At 43.4% G+C, this 18,254-nt stretch carries 14 protein-coding genes and 1 pseudogene; 2 read left to right on the top strand and 13 right to left on the bottom strand.

Annotation, left to right across the window (positions count from 1 at the left end; all coding sequences use genetic code 11):
• Positions 1-74: 74 nt before the first annotated feature.
• From H6G03_RS29075 to H6G03_RS29060, 4 genes are all read right to left on the bottom strand, one after another.
• A complete protein-coding gene (locus H6G03_RS29075) occupies positions 75-785 on the bottom strand; it encodes a DevA family ABC transporter ATP-binding protein (RefSeq protein ID WP_190472569.1) in 711 nt (236 codons plus the stop codon).
• 83 nt (positions 786-868) lie between these two features.
• Entirely contained in the window at positions 869-2,017 is a 1,149-nt protein-coding gene (devC, locus tag H6G03_RS29070; RefSeq protein ID WP_190472566.1) for an ABC transporter permease DevC, read from the bottom strand.
• Positions 2,014-3,852: an efflux RND transporter periplasmic adaptor subunit gene (locus H6G03_RS29065; RefSeq protein ID WP_190472563.1), complete on the bottom strand. Its 1,839-nt coding sequence runs from the start codon at positions 3,850-3,852 to the stop codon at positions 2,014-2,016. Before H6G03_RS29065 ends, devC begins: the two co-directional genes overlap by 4 nt.
• A 244-nt stretch (positions 3,853-4,096) precedes the next feature.
• Positions 4,097-4,834 carry a phycocyanobilin:ferredoxin oxidoreductase gene (locus tag H6G03_RS29060; protein WP_190472560.1) on the bottom strand — a complete coding sequence of 246 codons (738 nt, stop codon included), beginning with the start codon at positions 4,832-4,834 and terminating at the stop codon, positions 4,097-4,099.
• Between the two features lie 199 nt (positions 4,835-5,033).
• Between H6G03_RS29060 and tatA the strand changes: the two genes are divergently transcribed.
• Positions 5,034-5,228: a twin-arginine translocase TatA/TatE family subunit gene (tatA, locus tag H6G03_RS29055; protein ID WP_190472556.1), complete on the top strand. Its 195-nt coding sequence runs from the start codon at positions 5,034-5,036 to the stop codon at positions 5,226-5,228.
• A gap of 153 nt (positions 5,229-5,381) precedes the next feature.
• Here tatA and H6G03_RS29050 read toward each other — a convergent pair whose 3' ends face one another.
• The 9 genes from H6G03_RS29050 to H6G03_RS29010 all read right to left on the bottom strand — a co-directional run bounded on the left by H6G03_RS29050 (position 5,382) and on the right by H6G03_RS29010 (position 17,167).
• Positions 5,382-6,836 (bottom strand): APC family permease, encoded by a 1,455-nt coding sequence (locus H6G03_RS29050; protein ID WP_190472553.1) that lies wholly within the window; start codon positions 6,834-6,836, stop codon positions 5,382-5,384.
• Positions 6,837-7,133: 297 nt separating this feature from the next.
• On the bottom strand, positions 7,134-8,948 hold the full coding sequence (locus H6G03_RS29045; protein WP_190472550.1) for an ABC transporter substrate-binding protein: 1,815 nt from the start codon (positions 8,946-8,948) through the stop codon (positions 7,134-7,136).
• Between the two features lie 48 nt (positions 8,949-8,996).
• Complete coding sequence (locus tag H6G03_RS29040; protein WP_190472547.1) at positions 8,997-10,742, bottom strand: ABC transporter substrate-binding protein; 1,746 nt, start codon at positions 10,740-10,742, stop codon at positions 8,997-8,999.
• Between the two features lie 41 nt (positions 10,743-10,783).
• Entirely contained in the window at positions 10,784-12,571 is a 1,788-nt protein-coding gene (locus tag H6G03_RS29035) for an ABC transporter substrate-binding protein (RefSeq protein WP_190472544.1), read from the bottom strand.
• 47 nt (positions 12,572-12,618) lie between these two features.
• Positions 12,619-14,430, bottom strand: coding sequence for an ABC transporter substrate-binding protein (locus tag H6G03_RS29030; RefSeq protein WP_190472541.1), 1,812 nt, complete (start codon positions 14,428-14,430; stop codon positions 12,619-12,621).
• Between the two features lie 31 nt (positions 14,431-14,461).
• Positions 14,462-15,058 carry a PIN domain-containing protein gene (locus H6G03_RS29025; protein WP_190472538.1) on the bottom strand — a complete coding sequence of 199 codons (597 nt, stop codon included), beginning with the start codon at positions 15,056-15,058 and terminating at the stop codon, positions 14,462-14,464.
• A 5-nt stretch (positions 15,059-15,063) separates the two neighbouring features.
• A complete protein-coding gene (locus tag H6G03_RS29020) occupies positions 15,064-15,588 on the bottom strand; it encodes a hypothetical protein (RefSeq protein WP_190472535.1) in 525 nt (174 codons plus the stop codon).
• 3 nt (positions 15,589-15,591) lie between these two features.
• On the bottom strand, positions 15,592-16,071 hold the full coding sequence (ispF, locus tag H6G03_RS29015) for a 2-C-methyl-D-erythritol 2,4-cyclodiphosphate synthase (RefSeq protein WP_190472532.1): 480 nt from the start codon (positions 16,069-16,071) through the stop codon (positions 15,592-15,594).
• Positions 16,072-16,147: 76 nt separating this feature from the next.
• Positions 16,148-17,167 carry a DUF1517 domain-containing protein gene (locus H6G03_RS29010; RefSeq protein ID WP_199315531.1) on the bottom strand — a complete coding sequence of 340 codons (1,020 nt, stop codon included), beginning with the start codon at positions 17,165-17,167 and terminating at the stop codon, positions 16,148-16,150.
• A gap of 192 nt (positions 17,168-17,359) precedes the next feature.
• On the opposite strand from H6G03_RS29010, the pseudogene H6G03_RS29005 reads away from it, so the two are divergent.
• Positions 17,360-18,148: pseudogene (locus tag H6G03_RS29005) on the top strand (RNA-guided endonuclease InsQ/TnpB family protein); the annotation flags it as partial.
• Positions 18,149-18,254: the final 106 nt, after the last annotated feature.

Below are 18,254 nucleotides of genomic sequence, written 5' to 3'. Positions count from 1 at the left end.
AGCAATGGGTTATAGTTTTTTGATATCAATTGAGTCACAAGAGGCGTAAGTCCTGTAAAAAATTCTCCTGTCGGCTAACTATGAGATGCAAGGGCTGCGGTTGTATCTTGGATCAAACGACCGTCTTCCATACTAACGATGCGATCGGCTACATCTAAAATGCGGTTGTCGTGAGTCACCATTAAGATGGTACACCCCTGTTCTTTGGCCAAACGCTGCATTAATTCCACGACATCGCGACCTGATTTGCTGTCTAGCGCAGCGGTGGGTTCGTCTGCTAAAACTAATTTGGGATGACTTACTAAGGCGCGTGCGATCGCTACCCGTTGTTTTTGTCCCCCAGAAAGGTTATCCGGATAGTAATCGACTCGATTTCCCAAGCCTACAGCCTCTAGCATAGCCACCGATTTTGCTTTCACTTCTCGTACAGAAATGCCATTGTGCAGTTCCATCGACATTCGCACATTTTGTTCGGCAGTTAAGCATTTCAGCAAGTTATGTGCTTGGAAAATATAGCCAATCTGCCGACGAATTTCTACTTGTTGTTTTTTGCCGGCACCCCGCATTTCTCGGCCTAAAATTTTCAAGCTGCCTTCTTGAGGCGATCGCAAACTCCCAATTAACGTTAGTAAGGTGGTTTTTCCACACCCTGACGGCCCGGTTAAGATGACAACTTCTCCCCTTCTTAATTCTAGGTTAATATCAAATAAAGCTTGTTTTTTGAGGGAACCTTGCCCAAAGTAATGGTTGAGATTTTCAATTAAAACAACTGGTTGATTGCTCATTGGTGATTGTTCGTTGTTTATTTATAAGCGGTCAAGTCCCACTAGCCCATTCTCTTTTTTGACTTTTGACTTTTGACTTGATATTAAAAGATATCCGCCGGATCTGCGCCTTGTAGTTTACGCACTGCTATTGCACCCGATACAAAGCACATCACGACCGTTAATACAAACACTGTTGATGCCAGATCGAAGGTCATTCCCATCGGTAAACCAGTGCCACTTTTAGCGAGATTGTACAATCCCAAAGAAATCACAAATCCGGGAATGTAGCCTAATATTGAAAGTAAAATTGCTTCTTGGAATACCACACCTAAAAGATACAAGTCGGTATATCCCATAGCCTTTAGTGTAGCATATTCAGGCAAATGATCTGCCACATCGGTATAAAGTATTTGATAAACAATCACGATGCCAACAATAAATCCCATCGCTACACCCAAACCAAAAATAAAGCCGATCGCTGTGCCGGTTTCCCAGTATTTTTTCTCCATTTGAATAAACCCTTCCATCGTCAGCACTTTCACGTCGTCGGGCAACTTTTTCTGCATATTTTCCAGGACAGCTTGCGGGTCTGCACCCGGTTTTAGTTTGATAAAACCCACATCAATTGTGTCCATAGAGCGTTTGGTAACGCGAATAAAATTCAAATCGCTGGTGATGACATTCCCATCGGCTGCAAACGACACGCCAAGGTCAAACAATCCTCCTATTTTGATTTTGCGATCGCTTAATTCAGTTACAACAGGATTTCCTTTTTCAAATTGCTCGGCCACAGGCCCAAATTCAGCCCTAGATTTGCGGTCAAATAGATAAACATCCGGCAATTTTATCCTATCCAGTTGCTGATTAACTTCTGGCATATCAAAAACTGGTCTTTCCGGATCGAAACCGAAAATAAATATCGAGCGATTGTAACTGGGATTAGCTGGATTTTTCCATTTTCCCGGTGCAATATACAAATAGCTAATCGATTCTACACCTTCAAATCCTTTCGCTTGATACAAACGAGTGCGAGGAAAGCTCACCATTTGGGCGATAAATTCCGAGCGAGGACTGATTAAAACCAAGTCTCCTTGAAAGCGCTTGTGAATAGCGATCGCACTTTCAAACAAAGAAGTTTTAAAACCCAGTTGCATAAACATAAGCAAGTCGGCAAAACCGATCCCTGCCAGTGCAACTACGAGGCGCATTTTTTCGCGAGTCAGTTGGAGCCATGCTAGAGGTACTTTCATAGTTGATTGTTCATAATTGATTGTTTCTCTGCTCCCCCACTCCCCCGTTCCCCCGCTGGAGATATCTCTGGAATATCCGTATTATTAGATGAGGTCGGCGAAACATCAATTGCCACTTCCACCTGCAAGTTAGTCAAGCCGGCGACTCGCTTGCTATCGGATTCGTCGAGACGAATTTTTACTTCCACGACTCTAGCATCTTGATCGGCTGCGGGGTCATCATTAAGAATATTTTTCTTGCCTATTTTTAAACCGAGTTGGTCAACAGTTCCTTTTAATTTACCAGTGAAAGCGCTGCTAGAAACACTAGCCGGTTGACCCAAACGCACCCGATCGATTTCGGTTTCATAAACTTCTGCCACTACATACATTTGGTCAGTTTGTCCGAGTTCGATAATGCCATTATCGCCGATGCGTTCGCCGGGACGGGCATTAATTTTCAAAACCTGACCGACGAGGGGCGATCGCACAGAAGCCAAATCCAAATCTGTCTGTGCCTTTCTGACTGTAGCCATCTCTTTATCGATCTCCGCTTGCGCCGCTTGCACATCCGTCGGGCGCACCTCGGCAATTTGGTTTAAAGTTGCTTTAGCCTGCTCGATTTGTTCGAGCAAAGTATTTATAGTTTGGCTGCGCGTCGATTGGGCTTCATTAATCTGCTCAACTAAAGTTTGTTCTGTCTTGATCAGCGTAGCTTTAGCTTCATTAATCTGCTCAATCAAAGTTCGATCGGTCTTCGTCAAATTAGCTTTAGCTTCATTAATCTGCTCAATCAAAGTTCGATCGGTCTTCGTCAAATTAGCTTTAGCTTCATTAATCTGCTCTCGCAAAGTTCCCTCACTTTGGTTGCGGGTAGCTTGCGCCTCATTAATTTGCTGAATCAGAGTTTCCAGAGTCCTTTTCAGACTAGCTTGCGCTTCATTTACCTGCTGTTGGGAAGTTTCCAATTCCAAACGTTTACTGTCAAATCTGGAAGTGTCGATAGCACCTTGTTTGTATAGGATTTGATAGCGTTCAAATTCCGCTACCGCATTGTTCTGCTGAGCTTGCAATCTCGCAATAGTAGCAAGTTGAGTTTTTCTCTCCCCATCCAGTTGCGCTTGCAATCTCGCAATAGTAGCAAGTTGAGTTTTCCTTTCCCCGTCGAGTTGCGCTTGCAGTCTGGCGATGGTGGCAAGTTGAGTTTTCCTCTCCCCATCGAGTTGCGCTTGCAGCCTAGCAATAGCTGCCTTTTGAGCGTTCTTTTCCCCATCGAGTTGCGCTTGCAGTCTGGCGATGGTGGCGAGTTGAGTTTTTCTCTCTCCATCCAGTTGTGCTTGCAGTCTGGCGATGGTGGCGAGTTGAGTTTTCTTCTCTCCATCCAGTTGTGCTTGCAAGCGAGTGATTTCAGCTTTCTGCGCCCCAATTTCCCCCGCTTTTGCCCCAGCTTTTACTTTAGCCAGATTAGCTTGGGCAATTTGCACTTGTCTTTTGGCTTCTTCCAAAGATGCCAAACGCTGTTCGTAGCTATCCAAAAAGGCAATTATTTGCCCGTTTTCAATTTTATCTCCCTGTTTCACCAGCAAGCGTGCCACCCGCGTTCCTTCCAAAGAACTAGGCGCAGAGAGTTTTATCAGTTCGCCTTGCGGTTCTAAACGCCCCAAGGCTGTCACCTCGATTTTTGCTGGCGCGGTGGCGACGGGTTCTGGCTGTTTGTTTTGTGCGTTCTTGAATTCGTTAAACTTGTATAAACCCAAGGCGGTAGTGCCCAGAGAGGCAGCAACGGCTAGAATTAATATCCAGCGGCCTGTCAGTTTTACGAATAGCCAATCCTTTAACTGCGTTTCTTCCCCCATGATTTTTTAGGAAGTTGTGTGATTTTGACACATCTAATATCGGACTGTTTTGGTAGGGGACACCACTGAGCTTTTGAAGCAGATCGAAATGCAAGTTTTAGGTATTTTTAACCAGAGATAAACACGAGATTTTACATAGATAGGTTTAACCTCCTATGTCATTACCCATGACCCCTGCCCCAATCCCATCTTTCAAAGTAATCTTTACAGAGCCGATCGCACTTCCTCCAGATAGGTGATGCAGTTAAAGATAATCGAATAAAACTGCGGTCATGTAATTTTCGGCCCATTCGCAGCCAAAGGCTTTTTCCAGCACCCGTCGAGTTTTATCATTTTTTTGCTGCTTGGTGCAATAATAGCGTTGTCCGGCGAGGATGCGATCGCGTTCTTCATCGGAAGATACGGGGGATTGGCGTCGCGCCTGCTGACAGTGAATCTCTAAAAATGCCTGCACCCGTTGTAGAAACAAAGCTTCTTCCTCCACATTACCGGGTCTGATAAACAAGCAGAATTCGGAAAAAATATCGCCCCACTCTGGCAGCTCGCGGGGCTGAGAAAAGTTTACATCGGGTAAGGCGGCGAGGGCATTTTTGTATTCTGGTGATAAACTGCGATCGGGACTCGTGGCAGACAAATCTGCGATCGCCGCACTAATTTGTCCCCTACCTCCCACCAAGTCCGTGCCAAACATAGGCAACGGGTATTCCGGACGGGGAAACATCACGCAATGCAATATATCCAAATTTGCACCTACTTTGGCCAATTCCAAGTGCATTTTGCGGAATTGCGGCGTTTGATAGCAGCGATTTTCAATAGTGAGCTTTTCTCCCTCCAGTCGCCCTTCCACATATCCCAACTCAGCTGGTAGGTGGTACGGTTCCAAGTCCAGATATTGCTTCCAGGTGGACTCGATGCAGTCGGCGAGCTGGCGAATCAGGGGGTGTTGTTGTTCGCGAAGAGAAGGTCTGAGGGTTTCTGGCATTTTTATTTTTTTTAAAATTTTAACAGAGAGGCAGGGAGAAAAAATACTTTCTGCACGTTCAACCATAAAATAATGATGCCACCAATGATGTCAGCCCACTCCATATGATAACTAAAACTGATGTTTTTGCCCAAAGGCTTGTACAGTAAGCATCTCCCATTCCCCATTCCCCATTCCCATTAATTCACAGGAGATTGATATGTTTGGTTTAGGATTGCCAGAACTCGGCGTTATTACCATAGTTGCAATTATAATTTTCGGCCCCAAGAAAATTCCGGAAATGGGCACCGCTTTAGCTAAAACTTTGCGCGGTTTTAAACAAGAGATAAGTAAGCCCGAAGACGAAGTGGAATCATCAGAAAAAGATCCCCCAGCAGAAGGTAAAAATAAATAAGTCAAAAGTCAAAAGTCAAAAGTCAAAAGTCAAAAGTCAAAAGTCAAAAGTCAAAAAAAAGGGACTGGGGGTATGGGAAGAGGAAAGAGATTAATTTTCTCTCTCTCCCACTCCCCCACTCCCCCACTCCCCCGCTCTCCCTTTCCCCTCTCCCTATTCACTAATATCAAAATGCTTTTGGGCTGATTCCGGCCAGACACCTTTATCAACTAGATAGTGCCTGTAGAAGAAAATGGGAAAAATGAATAATATTGCTCCCAAGCCATACCACAAAGCATTCGGATCGAAAACATTAGCGCCAAAAAACATGAATGATAGATTGAGTACAGTGAGAACTGGTATTCCCCCATAAACAAGCCAATCCGGTGCGCGGAAACTCCGAGGTTGACTTGGCCGTTGTTGTCGCAGCATCCAGACAGCATTTAAATCCATACAGATGCAGATAAAGTACGCCACACTGCAAGCAGCGACCACAAAAATAGGATTTCCTAAAGTTAGCAAAACCAAGTTAAAAATGAGGTCTGCCCACATTGCTGCAACTGGAACACCGTGATGATTTAGCGTACCCAAAAATTTGGGGAACAAACCATCTACTGCTGCTTGGTATAAAGTTCTGGAACTGCTGGACATTGCTGTGACGATACCGAGTACCATAGCTAAGATCAGCATCAGCGTTAGCAATTTACCAGACCCAGTTCCAAATGCGATCGCTGCTAGTTTGACGACTGCTGCTTGGGGATCTCCCGCTGCAAAAGCTGGATCTGTAACATTTTCCATCCCCAACGCGCCCAAGAAAGTGAAAGGGAAAATCACAAAGCTTACAGCCGCTGTCACCCCGATTAAGATAATAGCTCGGATGCCATCCCTAGCAGGGTCTTTAAATTCGCTGACATAACAAACTGCAATTTCAGCGCCGTAGGTAATGTAGCCTGCCATAAACATCCCCCCCATCAACAAGGTGAACGCAGCTGCACTAGACCAACTGGTTGTATCTTTGGGGATGAAAGGTGTGAAGTGAGTTAGATCGATCTTTCCAGTCAACAAAGGTACGATCGTCAACAAAAATAATGGAATTATAGATAGAAGCGCCAACGCAAACTGTATCCTTGCCGTTTGGAGAAGTCCGCGATGCTGCAAATAAAAAGCGACTAGCATAATTGCTGCACTGCACAGAATTATGGCATCAAGTTTGAACTTAATTCCTGGCAAGATTGCAGAAAGGTCAAGCAGGGTAATCGAGAAATTTGCTAATGGCGTACCTGCAAAAAAACCATTAACAATATAATTTCCCGCCAAAGCTGCTGTAACTGCGAGTGCTGAAGACCAAGTTATCCAGTAGCACCAAACATTGATCGGCGCAAAAATTTTGCCGTAGCGAAGCCATGCGACAGCAGCGTAGACAGCAGCACCTCCTGTTTTGTTGGGAAAGATAGCAGCCAGTTCTGCGTATAAAAATAGCTGCGCGAAACCGATTAAAGTTGATAGCGTCCAGATCAGTATGGAAGGTGTGCCAACAACAGCAACTACTGGGCCTATGCTAATCAGAATCGAAGGTAATAAACCGGCGGTAATCCAGAAAGTTTGCTTCCAATCTATAGTTCTCTTCATGGGTGTTTTTTTCTATCCGTCGTTCATTGTTCATTAGACATTTCCAAAAATTATTGTGTGGTAGGCATCTTGCCTGCTTTTGAGAGTTTTTTCTGGAGATATCTATTGTTCATGGTTCGTTGTTGATTGCTTATAGTTGATTGAATTAGCTACAAGCAATGAAAATGAACGATAAACACCATTCACTATAACATAAAGATTACCAAAAAACCTCTAGACTCATTACTGAGTCTAGACAAGGACTCTCCGCGAATCGAGAATAAGCATCGATTTATCGCGGGGAGTCTCAAAAGCCTTTTATTTGTTGACAATTTTAAGTTCTTGAATATTCCACAATCCCCAACTGGGTAAGCCAGTGTATTTGACTCCTTGGACGCGATCTCGCACTGCCATCAAAGCAGTTTCATTAACTAAATGAATCACAGGTAACTGTTCTTGTACAATGCGCTGAAATTCTGCATAAATCGCTTGGCGTTTGGTTTCGTCAAATTCTCTCGCTCCTGCTGCGAAAAGGCGATCGATCTCTAACTCCCAGTCCAGCGGTTGCCAGCCTTTAATAGGAGGTTGACCGGGTTGAGGTGCTAAGTTGAATGTGTGGGAACCTCCTCTGCTAGTCCACAGATTTGTTAAACCGTGCGGATCGATTCCACCTGTAAATCCGATCATGTGCGCTTCCCAATCTCGCGAAGTATTAATTTTATCGATTAGCGTGTTAAAATTAATAGGGGTAAAGTCAATTTGAATGCCGATTTTGCTAAGGTCATCTTTGATTTGAGCGCCAATTGCTTCGCGAATTTTGTTGCCGGAATTAGTCAGGAATGTAAAGCGCACGCGATGGCCATCAGCATCGAGAAGTTCTCCGCGATCGTTATACTTAAAACCCGCAGATATCAATAGTTGTTTTGCTTTTTCTGGATTGTGATTGTAAACTTTTAATCCATCTTTGAGGTAGTAGGGACTTTGTACGGAAATCGGTGAATTTTGCAATTCGCCAATTCCCCGAAAGATATTGTCGCGCATTTTTTGGCGATCGATCGCATAAGCAACTGCCTGCCGAAATGCCAAATTATTAAACCAGCGAGACTTAATTGGATCGACAAACGGACGATTATTTTTATCCCTCGCCTTACTCAGATTAAAAGTAATGTAAGTCGTGCCAGACCAAGGGCCACCGTTATAAACTTTAAATTTACCTTGCTTTTCTTGCTTCTTCAACAAAGAATAATATTCCGGACGTAACGGACGCACATCACCCATGACATCTAAATCGCCAGAACGAAACGCCAGCAACTGGGTGTCTGTATTTTCAATAAACTGCCAAATAATCCTTTCAATGTAAGGCATTTGGTTGCCTTGTTCGTCTTTGCGCCAATAGTAGGGATTGCGGCGAAATACCAACCGTTGACCGGGAGATAAACTTTCCAGTTGATATGGCCCATTTACCACAATTTTAGTTGGGTCGGTATCCGTTCCCCAAGTAGATATAAACCGAGGATTTCCGTCTGAACCTTTAGTTTGTACAGATGCTTGTAAAATATGTTTGGGCAAAATCGACACACCTTCTGGCCCTGCAACTGCTCGCAAAAGAGGGGCAAAAGGCTCTGGCAAAATGAATTCTACTTGGCGATTACTGATTTTACGAACTTTTGGAAAAGCCCCGCTGGCACCGATTTTAAAGCTATCTTTAAAATCAGTAGGAATTTGTTTGTTAAAAATGACATCTTCAAAGGTGAAAACGACATCATCTGCTGTCAGCGGTTGCCCATCCGACCATTGCAATCCCTCCCGCAGGGTAAACACTACTCGCTTTTTGTCCTGAGAAATTTCCCAGAATTCAGCTAAAGCTGGTTCTACTTCACCCGTGACGCCATTTTCTGTAGTCAACCTATCAAAAGCAAACAGAAAAATGTTGGGAAATTCTTGATTGAGTGCGGGATTAAAAGTTTTGGGGTCGGTAAGGGCAGTCAGTACCAGTTGCGAGACTTGTGCAGATTTTGTTTTGAACTGCGCGACCCGACAGCCAGTCAGGGCAAACTGACAAGTTAAGGCTAGAATTAGCACCAGTAAAGCTGAGAGGCAACGACGGAAATTAGAGGAGATAGCAGAAATCATTTTGCTTTTAAATTTTAGATTGATGACTTAGTTGATTTACACTACATTTTATTTGACTATCAGCTCGTAAATATTCCAGAAAGCTCCTCCTATGGCTGAGTATTTTACATTTTTAATTTTATTGCGTATTGCCGCCATCGCCAGCGGGTTTACCAAGTAAATAAATGGTAAGTATTCTTGGGTAAGGCGTTGAGTTTCTGCATAAATTTCTTGGCGTTTCGTTTCATCTAACTCCGTTGCGCCTTGAATGTAGAGATTGGCAATTTTTTGTTCCCATTCTGCTACTTCTCTCCCTGTGATGGGAGTTTGTCCTGTTTGAGGTTGTAGATTGAATGTGTGGGATGCACCAGACAAAGACCAAATATTAAATCCGTCATTCGGTTCGATCGCACCACCAAAACCCAATAAATAACAATCCCAATCCAAGGAGCTACCCAACTTTTCTCCCAAAACACTAAAATCTATTAGGTTTAGATCTACTTGAATGCCGATTTTGCTCAAGTCTTGCTTTATGTGGACTGCCATTGCTGACCGAATTTTATTTCCCGCATTGGTAATTAAGGTGAAGCGAACTCGGTTGCCTTCAGCATCCAGCAGTTCGCCTTTATGATTGTATTTGAATTGGGCTCGTAAAAGTAATTGTTTGGCTTGTTCGGGATTGTAATTGTAGACTTTTAATCCAGCTTCAGGCGAAAGATAATAGGGACTTTGCACGGAAATAGATGAATTTTGCATCTCACCCAGTCCCTGAAAAATATTGTTAATCATTCGCTGACGATCGATCGCATAAGCAACCGCTTGTCTAAACTCCACTTTATTAAACCAGCGAGACTTAATCGGGTCAACTAGGGGGCGTCCGTTTCGGCGTCCTTGATTGAGATTAAAACTGATAAATGTGTCGCTGTATGCAGAACCACCATTATAAATGGTAAAATCTCCTTGTTTTTCCGCTCGTTTGAGCAAAGAAAAATAATCCGGTTGCACATTAATGGCATCTAATCCCCCGGAACGAAACTGTAGCAAAGATGTATCGGTAGATGTAACTATTTGCCAAATTATTCGCTCAATATAAGGCTGTTGTTTGCCTTGGGCATCTTTGCGCCAATAGTAGGGATTGCGGCGAAATATCAGCCGTTCGCCGCTAGTGTTATACTTCTCTAAACGATAAGGGCCATTAACAATAATTTGTTCTGGTGGAGTGCTGTTGTCCCAAGTTCTCAACAGTTGGAAATTTCCTTCTTTGTCTTTTGTTTGTACTGCTGACTGCAAAGTATGACGCGGTAAAATTGGCAAGCCTGTGGCACGAAGGAAGGGCGCAAAAGGCTCGCTTGTCGTAAATTCAATTCGGCGATCGTCTAGTTGGCGAACGCTGGGTAAAGTTAGTCGATCGCCAATGCGGAAAATATCTATTACACCAATAGGAAGTGCTTCGTTGAGGTAGACATCTTTATATGTGAAAATAACATCATCTGCCGTGAGCGGTTGCCCATCTGACCACTTCAATCCCCCCCGTAAAGTAAAAATAATTCGCTTTTTGTCTTCGGAAATTTGCCAAAATTCGGCAAGGGCAGGTATGATTTCACCGCGTCCGTTTTCGGCAATTAAACCTTCATAGGTGAGGCTGAGAATATTAGGCGATGCCAGGACTAATGCCGGGTTAAAAGTCTTGGGTTCGCTGAGAATGGCGATAACTAACTGGGAAACAGGGGCAGTATTTACGAGTTGGGCTGGGTTGCAACCAGTGAGTGCGATCGCCAAAATCAGCGTAATTTGAACAACAACCCAGCGCCTCATTGCTAATCACCTCTAATTATTAACGATGAACTGCAAAATGATTAATTTTCAATTGTTTTGAATTCGTATACATTCCAACGGTAATCTCCCAGAGCCGAATATTTTACACCTTGAATATTATTGCGAACTGCCGCCAAAGCCAGCGGGTTAACTAAATGAATAAACGGCAGATATTCTTGCGCTAACTTTTGAGTTTCCCCATAAATAGCTTTGCGTTTGGCTTCATCTAATTCTCGTGCTGCCTGAATGTAAAGATCGCCGATTTTTTTCTCCCAATCGCTAATTTCCCGTCCTTCTATAGGTGTTTGTCCCGATTGAGGTTTTTGGTTAAAACTGTGCAATCCCCCGTCAGGAGACCAGATATTAAAACCGCTGTGCGGTTCGGTACTTCCGGTAAAAGCAAGTAAATGGCATTCCCAATCGAGGGTGTTGGAAAGTTTGTCTACAAGTGCGCCGAAATCAAGGGGAGTCAAATCGACTTGAATGCCGATTTTTTCTAAATCTCCCTTAATTTGGGAACCTATGCTATCCCTACCGCCAGTAGCAGGCGATAGCAGCGAGAAGCGCACCCGGTTACCATCAGCATCTAACAGCTGGTTTTTGTTGTTATATTTGAATCCCGCTCCTAATAGTAATTGCTTGGCTTTTTCGGGATTGTAGTCGTAGGTTGGGAGCCCTTCTTGAGGAGTAAGGTAGTAGGGACTTTGCACGGAAATGGGTGAGTTTTGCGGTTCGCCCAAACCCCGATATATGTTGTTGATCATGGTTTGGCGATCGATCCCATAGGCAACTGCCTGTCTAAACGCAACTGTATTGAACCAGCGAGATTTGATCGGGTTTACCAGAGGTTTGCCGTTTCTTTTTCCTTTGTTGAGATTGAAAGAAATAAAAATTGTGCCAGTGTCCGGCCCAGCATTTTGGATGCTAAAGTTTCCTCGCTTTTCCTCCCGCTTTAATAACTGAAAACTTGAGGGCCTAATTTCGATAATATCCAATTGTCCGGAGCGGAATTGTATTAAAGCTGTATCGCTTTGCTCGACAATTTGCCAGACAATCCGCTCGATATATGGTTGGGAATTTCCCTGTTCGTCACGTCTCCAGTAATAGGGATTGCGACGAAAAGTGACGCGCTGAGTAGCTTGGTAGCTTTCTAGTTTGTAGGGGCCGTTGCTAACAATTTTTTGAGGATCTGTATCGGTTCCCCAAGTTGATAGAAAGCGAGGTTTACCATCTTTGTCTTTAGTTTTTATGAATTCTTCTAGGGCGTGTTTTGGTAAAATTGCCGCTCCTCCAGCGGCTCTAAGTAAGGGGGCAAATGGTTCCGGTACAGTGAATTCTATACGGCGATCGTCTAATTTCTTTACAGTGGGCAAGGCGCGACTTTGGCCAATTCGCAGACCATCTCTGGTGTCTGTGGGAATTTTCTCGTTTAAATAGATGTCATTGAAGGTAAAAATAACATCATCAGCCGTTAACGGTTGCCCATCAGACCATTTCAATCCTGCTCGCAATGTAAAGATTATCTGCTTAGAATCCGGCGAAATTTCCCAAGATTCAGCTAGACCTGGCTCAATTTCTCCAGTTTTGCCATTTTCAGCAATCATACCCTCATAAATGAAATTAAAAACATTAGGTGATTCTTGGCTGAGGGCGTAGTTAAATGTTTTTGGTTCGGTGGAGAGGCGGACGACTAGCTGAGAGACGCGATCGCCATCTTTTTTAAATTTGGCTGGATTGCAACTGGTAAGCGATATGGCTACAATCGCCGCCATCAAAACTACAAACCAACGACAGCGAGTAATAGGGGAAAAAATCTTAGTTAAGAGCATATTGTTATGTCACGCTAGTTTCTTTAGATAATCAGCCCTAGTATCTTCTACTCAGGATACTTTTGAGAATCTCTGGGGCTATTTTTATTAATTTTGAGTTCGGCAATGTTCCAGAGTAAGCCACCCAATCCGGAGAAATTCACACCTTCTATCTCATTCCGTACAGCCGCCAGAGAAAGCGGATTAACTAAGTAAATAAAAGGCAAATACTCTTGACTTATACGTTGCGTTTCAGCATAGATAACTTTGCGCTTGGCTTCGTCTAACTCTTTTGCTCCTTGGATGTAAAGGCGACCGATTTCTGCTTCCCAATCGGCTATTTCTCGACCTACGATCGGAATTTCATCCGGTGCGGGGGCTTGATTGAATCTATGCAATCCCCCTGACGGAAGCCAAATATTTGCCCCATCATTGGGCTCAATTCCTCCCGTAATACCACCAAAATAAGCTTCCCAATCAAAAGTGTTGTGAAACTTATCTACTAAGGCATTAAATTCAATCAGGCTGACATCTACTTGTATTCCTATTTTACTTAAATCTTGTTTGGTTTGGGATACTATTGCCTCAGCCGTTCTGCTGCCTGTATTGGTAAGCAATGTGAAGCGAACTCGGTTACCATCGGCGTCGATTAATTGACCTTTATTGTTATATTTGAATCCCGCTCCCAACAACAATTTTTTAGCTTTTTCTGGATTGTAATCGTAGACTTTTAAACCCTCTTGAGGAGAAAGGTAGTAGGGACTTTGCACGGAAATGGGGGAATTTTGGGTTTCGGCAAGACCGCGAAATAAGTTGTTAATCATAGTTTGGCGATCGATCCCATAGGCAACTGCCTGCCTAAACCCCACTGTATTAAACCAGCGAGATTTCATCGGGTCTATAAGTGGCTTTCCATTTCTTTTACCTTTATTGAGATTAAAGCAAATAAAACTCGTGCCGGATGATTGCCCACCGTTGTAGATCGTAAAGTTACCCCGCTTTTCTTCCCGTTTGAGTAAGGAAAAGTTGAGGGGAGATACCCCCAGCATATCCAATCCCCCAGAGCGAAATTGGATTAATTGGGTATCGACGTTTTCCACTATTTGCCAGATGAAGCGATCGATATAGGGCAAGCGATTTCCTTCTGCATCTTTGCGCCAGTAGTAGGGGTTGCGCTCAAAGATAACTCGCTCCCCAGCCTGATAGATAGACATCCGATAAGGGCCGTTAACAATAATTTTTTTCGGATCTGTATCTATCCCCCACATCGAGATAAATTTAGGCTTGCCTTGCGAGTCAAGAGATTTGACAGATTCTCTTAAGCTATGAGCTGGTAAAATTGCTAATCCGGTGCTACGTAAGAAAGGAGCAAATGGTTCCGGTATACTAAATTCCACTCGACGATCGTCAAGTTTTTTCACTTTAGGTAATGCACCTTTCTCTCCTATCTTGAGTGTGTCTCTGATGTCAGTAGAAATCTTTTCGTTCAGGTAAATATCGTTGTAAGTAAAAACAACGTCGTCTACCGTTAGCGGTTCGCCATCTGACCACTTCAAACCCTGGCGCAGGGTAAAAACAATCCGCAGCTTGTCTGCCGAAATTTGCCAAGATTCAGCTAGCGCTGGCTCAATTTTTCCGGTGACGCCGTTCTCGCTAATCAGCCCCTCGTAAATAAAACTAAAAACACTTGGCGCAGTTTGATTGAGCGCATAGTTGAAGGTTTTCGGAGATGTTAAAATACTGGCAACTAATTGCGGTAATTGTGCGGCTTGACTTTTGAACTGATTTGGGTTACAGCTTGTGAGGGCGATCGCACTCAGTCCAGCTAACAAAATTGCCAACCAACGTCGCCGATTATATGTAGTAATTGGACATTTCATAATTATTTTCTCTATAGGCAGATTGCAAACCTTACTGTAACTGTAGCCAATTTAGAAAATTTTGCGTGCGGTTGAAATAATTTTCTACACCAGCATTGCGTAAAGCCTCGCGCACTGACTGCGTATCAAAGTCGTTGCTATTGCCACTGAGAAACACTTTTACTTCGGCGGGATACAAGCGTGCATGGTCAAGGATACATTGCAGAATCAAATCGTCTGTAGGATCTTCAGCGATATTTTGTCTCAAACTTGCTTGTAAAGTTTCACCACTTAGCGCGATCGACTCTGCTTTTCTTGCCAGTTGGGTTAACGCCTCAAACAAACTTTCTTTGACTTCATCTGTCAATTTCTTATTCTCAATGCGAGCTTGTTCTAAATGGAAACCGAGAGAGCGAGCGTATTGCGAAGACAAATTTCGGCGTGCATCGCTCAGCCGAATATCCAATTCGTTATTAAAACGTCTGCGTGCCTTTAAATCTGCGTCCAAAGCTGACAAAGCTTCCATATAGCAAACGCTTGGTATTACCAGACGAACTGATGCTGGCGTACTTAGTAACAAAGTGCTTGCTTCGGGGTCGCGTCCTGTCGCAATACTCATCGGGAAATTAGTTTCGACGTAAAGTATCATGCTAATTAAAAATCATCTGGACTTGCGAAGAAATATTTCAAAACGATGTATCGCAACTTGCTATCAATCCTGATTTCAACTTCAGGTTGAGCTGTGCCATTTTTAAGCAACGACAACAACCCTATGGCTGCTATCTGTTCTTCTGCTGGGGGAGTAGGTGACTTCCAATGATAGCCTAAGTCGTTCAACCACGATTGGGCTGTACTACCAAGGTAATCCCCAGATATCCATTTATCGCTTACTTCCAGACCGTAAGGGCTAAGCACTTCCGCAGTATTGAGTATACAAACTGGTTCCGACGAGTTACCACTTTCCCATTTGAAGATTTGGATGTTTTCGATGTCAATAAACATGACGAATGGAATTGCCCCATTGCCAGCTTTTAGCCACGAAATCGCTTCGGAAACATTACCGTATATTTCTCTATTTCCTTTGGCTTTCACCAACAAAATTATGCGATCGTCATCGTCCAAAATGACAACTTCCGGTTTGATGCGATATACAGTTTTTTCCAATTGTTCGGCGTTCATAATTCATCCTTGAGTCAGCAAAACAACAGCATAAGCTGCAATTCCTTCTTCCCTACCGACTGGCCCTAATTTTTCGTTTGTGGTAGCTTTGATTCCGATGCGATCGCAGTCTAAGTTGAGAACGCTGGCGAGACGATCGCGCATTTTGGTAATATAAGGTTTCAGTTTCGGACGTTCCGCCACCACTACCGAGTCAATATTGCCGATCTGCCAACCTTTATCTAACACTAATTGATTCACCTGACTCAGCAACATCAAACTATCAGCGCCAGCCCATTTCTCATCTGTGGGCGGAAAATAATGACCGATATCCCCCAAACTCAGCGCCCCCAGCATCGCATCCATAATTGCGTGAGTCAGCACATCCGCATCGCTATGCCCCAGCAAACCTAATTCGTGGGCAATTTCTACACCTCCCAAAATCAAACGACGCCCCTCAATCAGTCGGTGGATATCATAGCCATTGCCAATTCTGATGTTCATTGTTTTTTCCTTTGTTATTTGCGATCGGCCATTAGTTATCAGTCACTTTTGCCCATGACCGATCGCTAATGACCACTTAAGCAATTTGCATCAAATTGGTATACTCAGTCAAGAGCTCGTCGTAAGTCAGGCTTTCTGTTTCCGATTGAGGAGTCCAAAGCAGTTCAAACACCGTCAGATATTCCGGTGCGATAGAACCAATACTCTCTAGGGCTTCTTTCAATTCTTGAGATGAGTAGACATTTCCAAACATCGGGCGATCGTTCTCCGTGCCAATTAGCAACGTTACCACAATATACGAGCCCGGTTCTGCATCTGGATTCGGATTTACCTCTTTTTGGCGGACTTTTCCCTCTACGTTAGTAAGAGTTTCCGAACTAAATTTAGTACGTTCTTCAATCGAAAACTTATTAAAAATTTCCTGCGCTGACTCGCGGTTGCGGACTGTTTTGGAAGTAGCTGATACGTGCGTCCAGTTTTCAGGCGATCGCAACAGCGCCAAAACAGATTCTTGCAACAATTCTAATAATCCTTCTGACGTACCAGTATCGATCTTGAGACTTAATTCTGATAATTCTTTTTGAATCGCACGCGCTTGCGCCAGCAATCCCACTTGAATTTTGCTGATAGTAACAATATTGTTGTCTAATTCTTTATTACCAGTTGGGATAACTTCATCAGTACTTTCAACATAATTACTGCTGGTTTTCTTAAAGGCGCTGACAACTATCAGCAGCACAGCAGTTAGCACAATTAATCCAAACATAGAAGGAAAAAACCATCCCCATCCCGAATAGAAATAAATTCCACCCGACCTGTAACCACCACCGTAGACGGGAGTAGAGTGGTAATAGCTACCGCCAGACGAACCGCCACTATTATTGCTTCTGGAGGGAGAAGAAGAACCGCCGGAAGATCTGGAAGGGCGACTGAAAGAACCGCCGCCGCTGCGTCCGCCACTTCTTCTGGCGTAAGCTTCTTGCTCAATATTTAACCATGTTGTTTGCTGACTCGAAGGCAGCTGAATTTCTACGGTATTAAATAAAACAAATGCAGTTGCTGTCGTCCAGAGTAAGCGAGATTTAAGAAATCGCATGATTTGTCTACCTTTCGCGAAAGTCTGCTTGTGTAGGTTGCGCGATCGCCCCTGTTATCTAAATGGAGCAAGAAGACTCCCGTTACATCGGTAGGATTAACGGGAGATGAATTGCGACCAAATAATAAAAGCAAAGCAACGATATTTTGTGCTAACTATGCTAGCATATAAATGCTGATAGGTCGATAAGCCATGATAGTCTACGAGTTCAAAGTAAAAGGCTCATATTGGCAGTACAAAGCGGTGGATGAAGCTATCCGCACCTCCCAATTCATCCGTAACAAATGTTTAAGGTATTGGATGGATAACATTGGTGTGGATAAATACGACCTAAACAAATACACTGCTGTGTTAGCTAAAAAATTCCCTTTTGCCGAGCGACTCAACTCGACAGCTAGACAAGCATCCGCAGAACGTTGTTGGTCAGGAATTGCTAGATTTTTTGACAACCGTAAAAAGAAGGTCAAAGGGAAAAAAGGCTGGCCGCGATTTAAGAAAAATCAACGTTCTGTAGAGTACAAAAAATCAGGATGGAAACTATCAGAGGATAGAAAAAAAATAAGTTTTACCGATAAAAACAAGATTGGCACTTTCAAGTTAATTGGAACCTACGACTTGCACTTTTACCAAATCGAGCAAATTCAAAGAGTAAGATTGGTTAAAAGAGCCGATGGTTATTATTGCCAGTTTTGTCTTCAGGTAGACGTTAAAAAAACATTAGAACCTACGGGTAAAACGATAGGTTTAGACGTGGGCTTAACCCATTTCTATACTGATAGTAACGGGTCAAAAGTTAATAATCCCAGACACTTGAGGAAGTCTGAAAAACGGTTAAAAAGATTACAACGTCGAGTTTCTAAGAAAGTTAAAGGCTCAAATAACAGGAAAAAAGCTATTAACCGTTTAGGTAGATCGCATTTAAAAGTATCACGCCAGCGTAAGGATTTCGCAGTGAAATTAGCGAGATGCGTAGTGATATCTAAGTAGTCGGACAAAAGTAATCGACACTGTATGAACTTTTGTTAAGGCACTTGCAGGAGTGCGAGCGTGCATCGTCACGATTAGTACAAATGAACTCCATAAACGA

Source organism: Aerosakkonema funiforme FACHB-1375 (assembly GCF_014696265.1).
Classification (GTDB): domain Bacteria; phylum Cyanobacteriota; class Cyanobacteriia; order Cyanobacteriales; family Aerosakkonemataceae; genus Aerosakkonema; species Aerosakkonema funiforme_A.
This window is presented reverse-complemented; position numbering and strand designations above follow the sequence as displayed.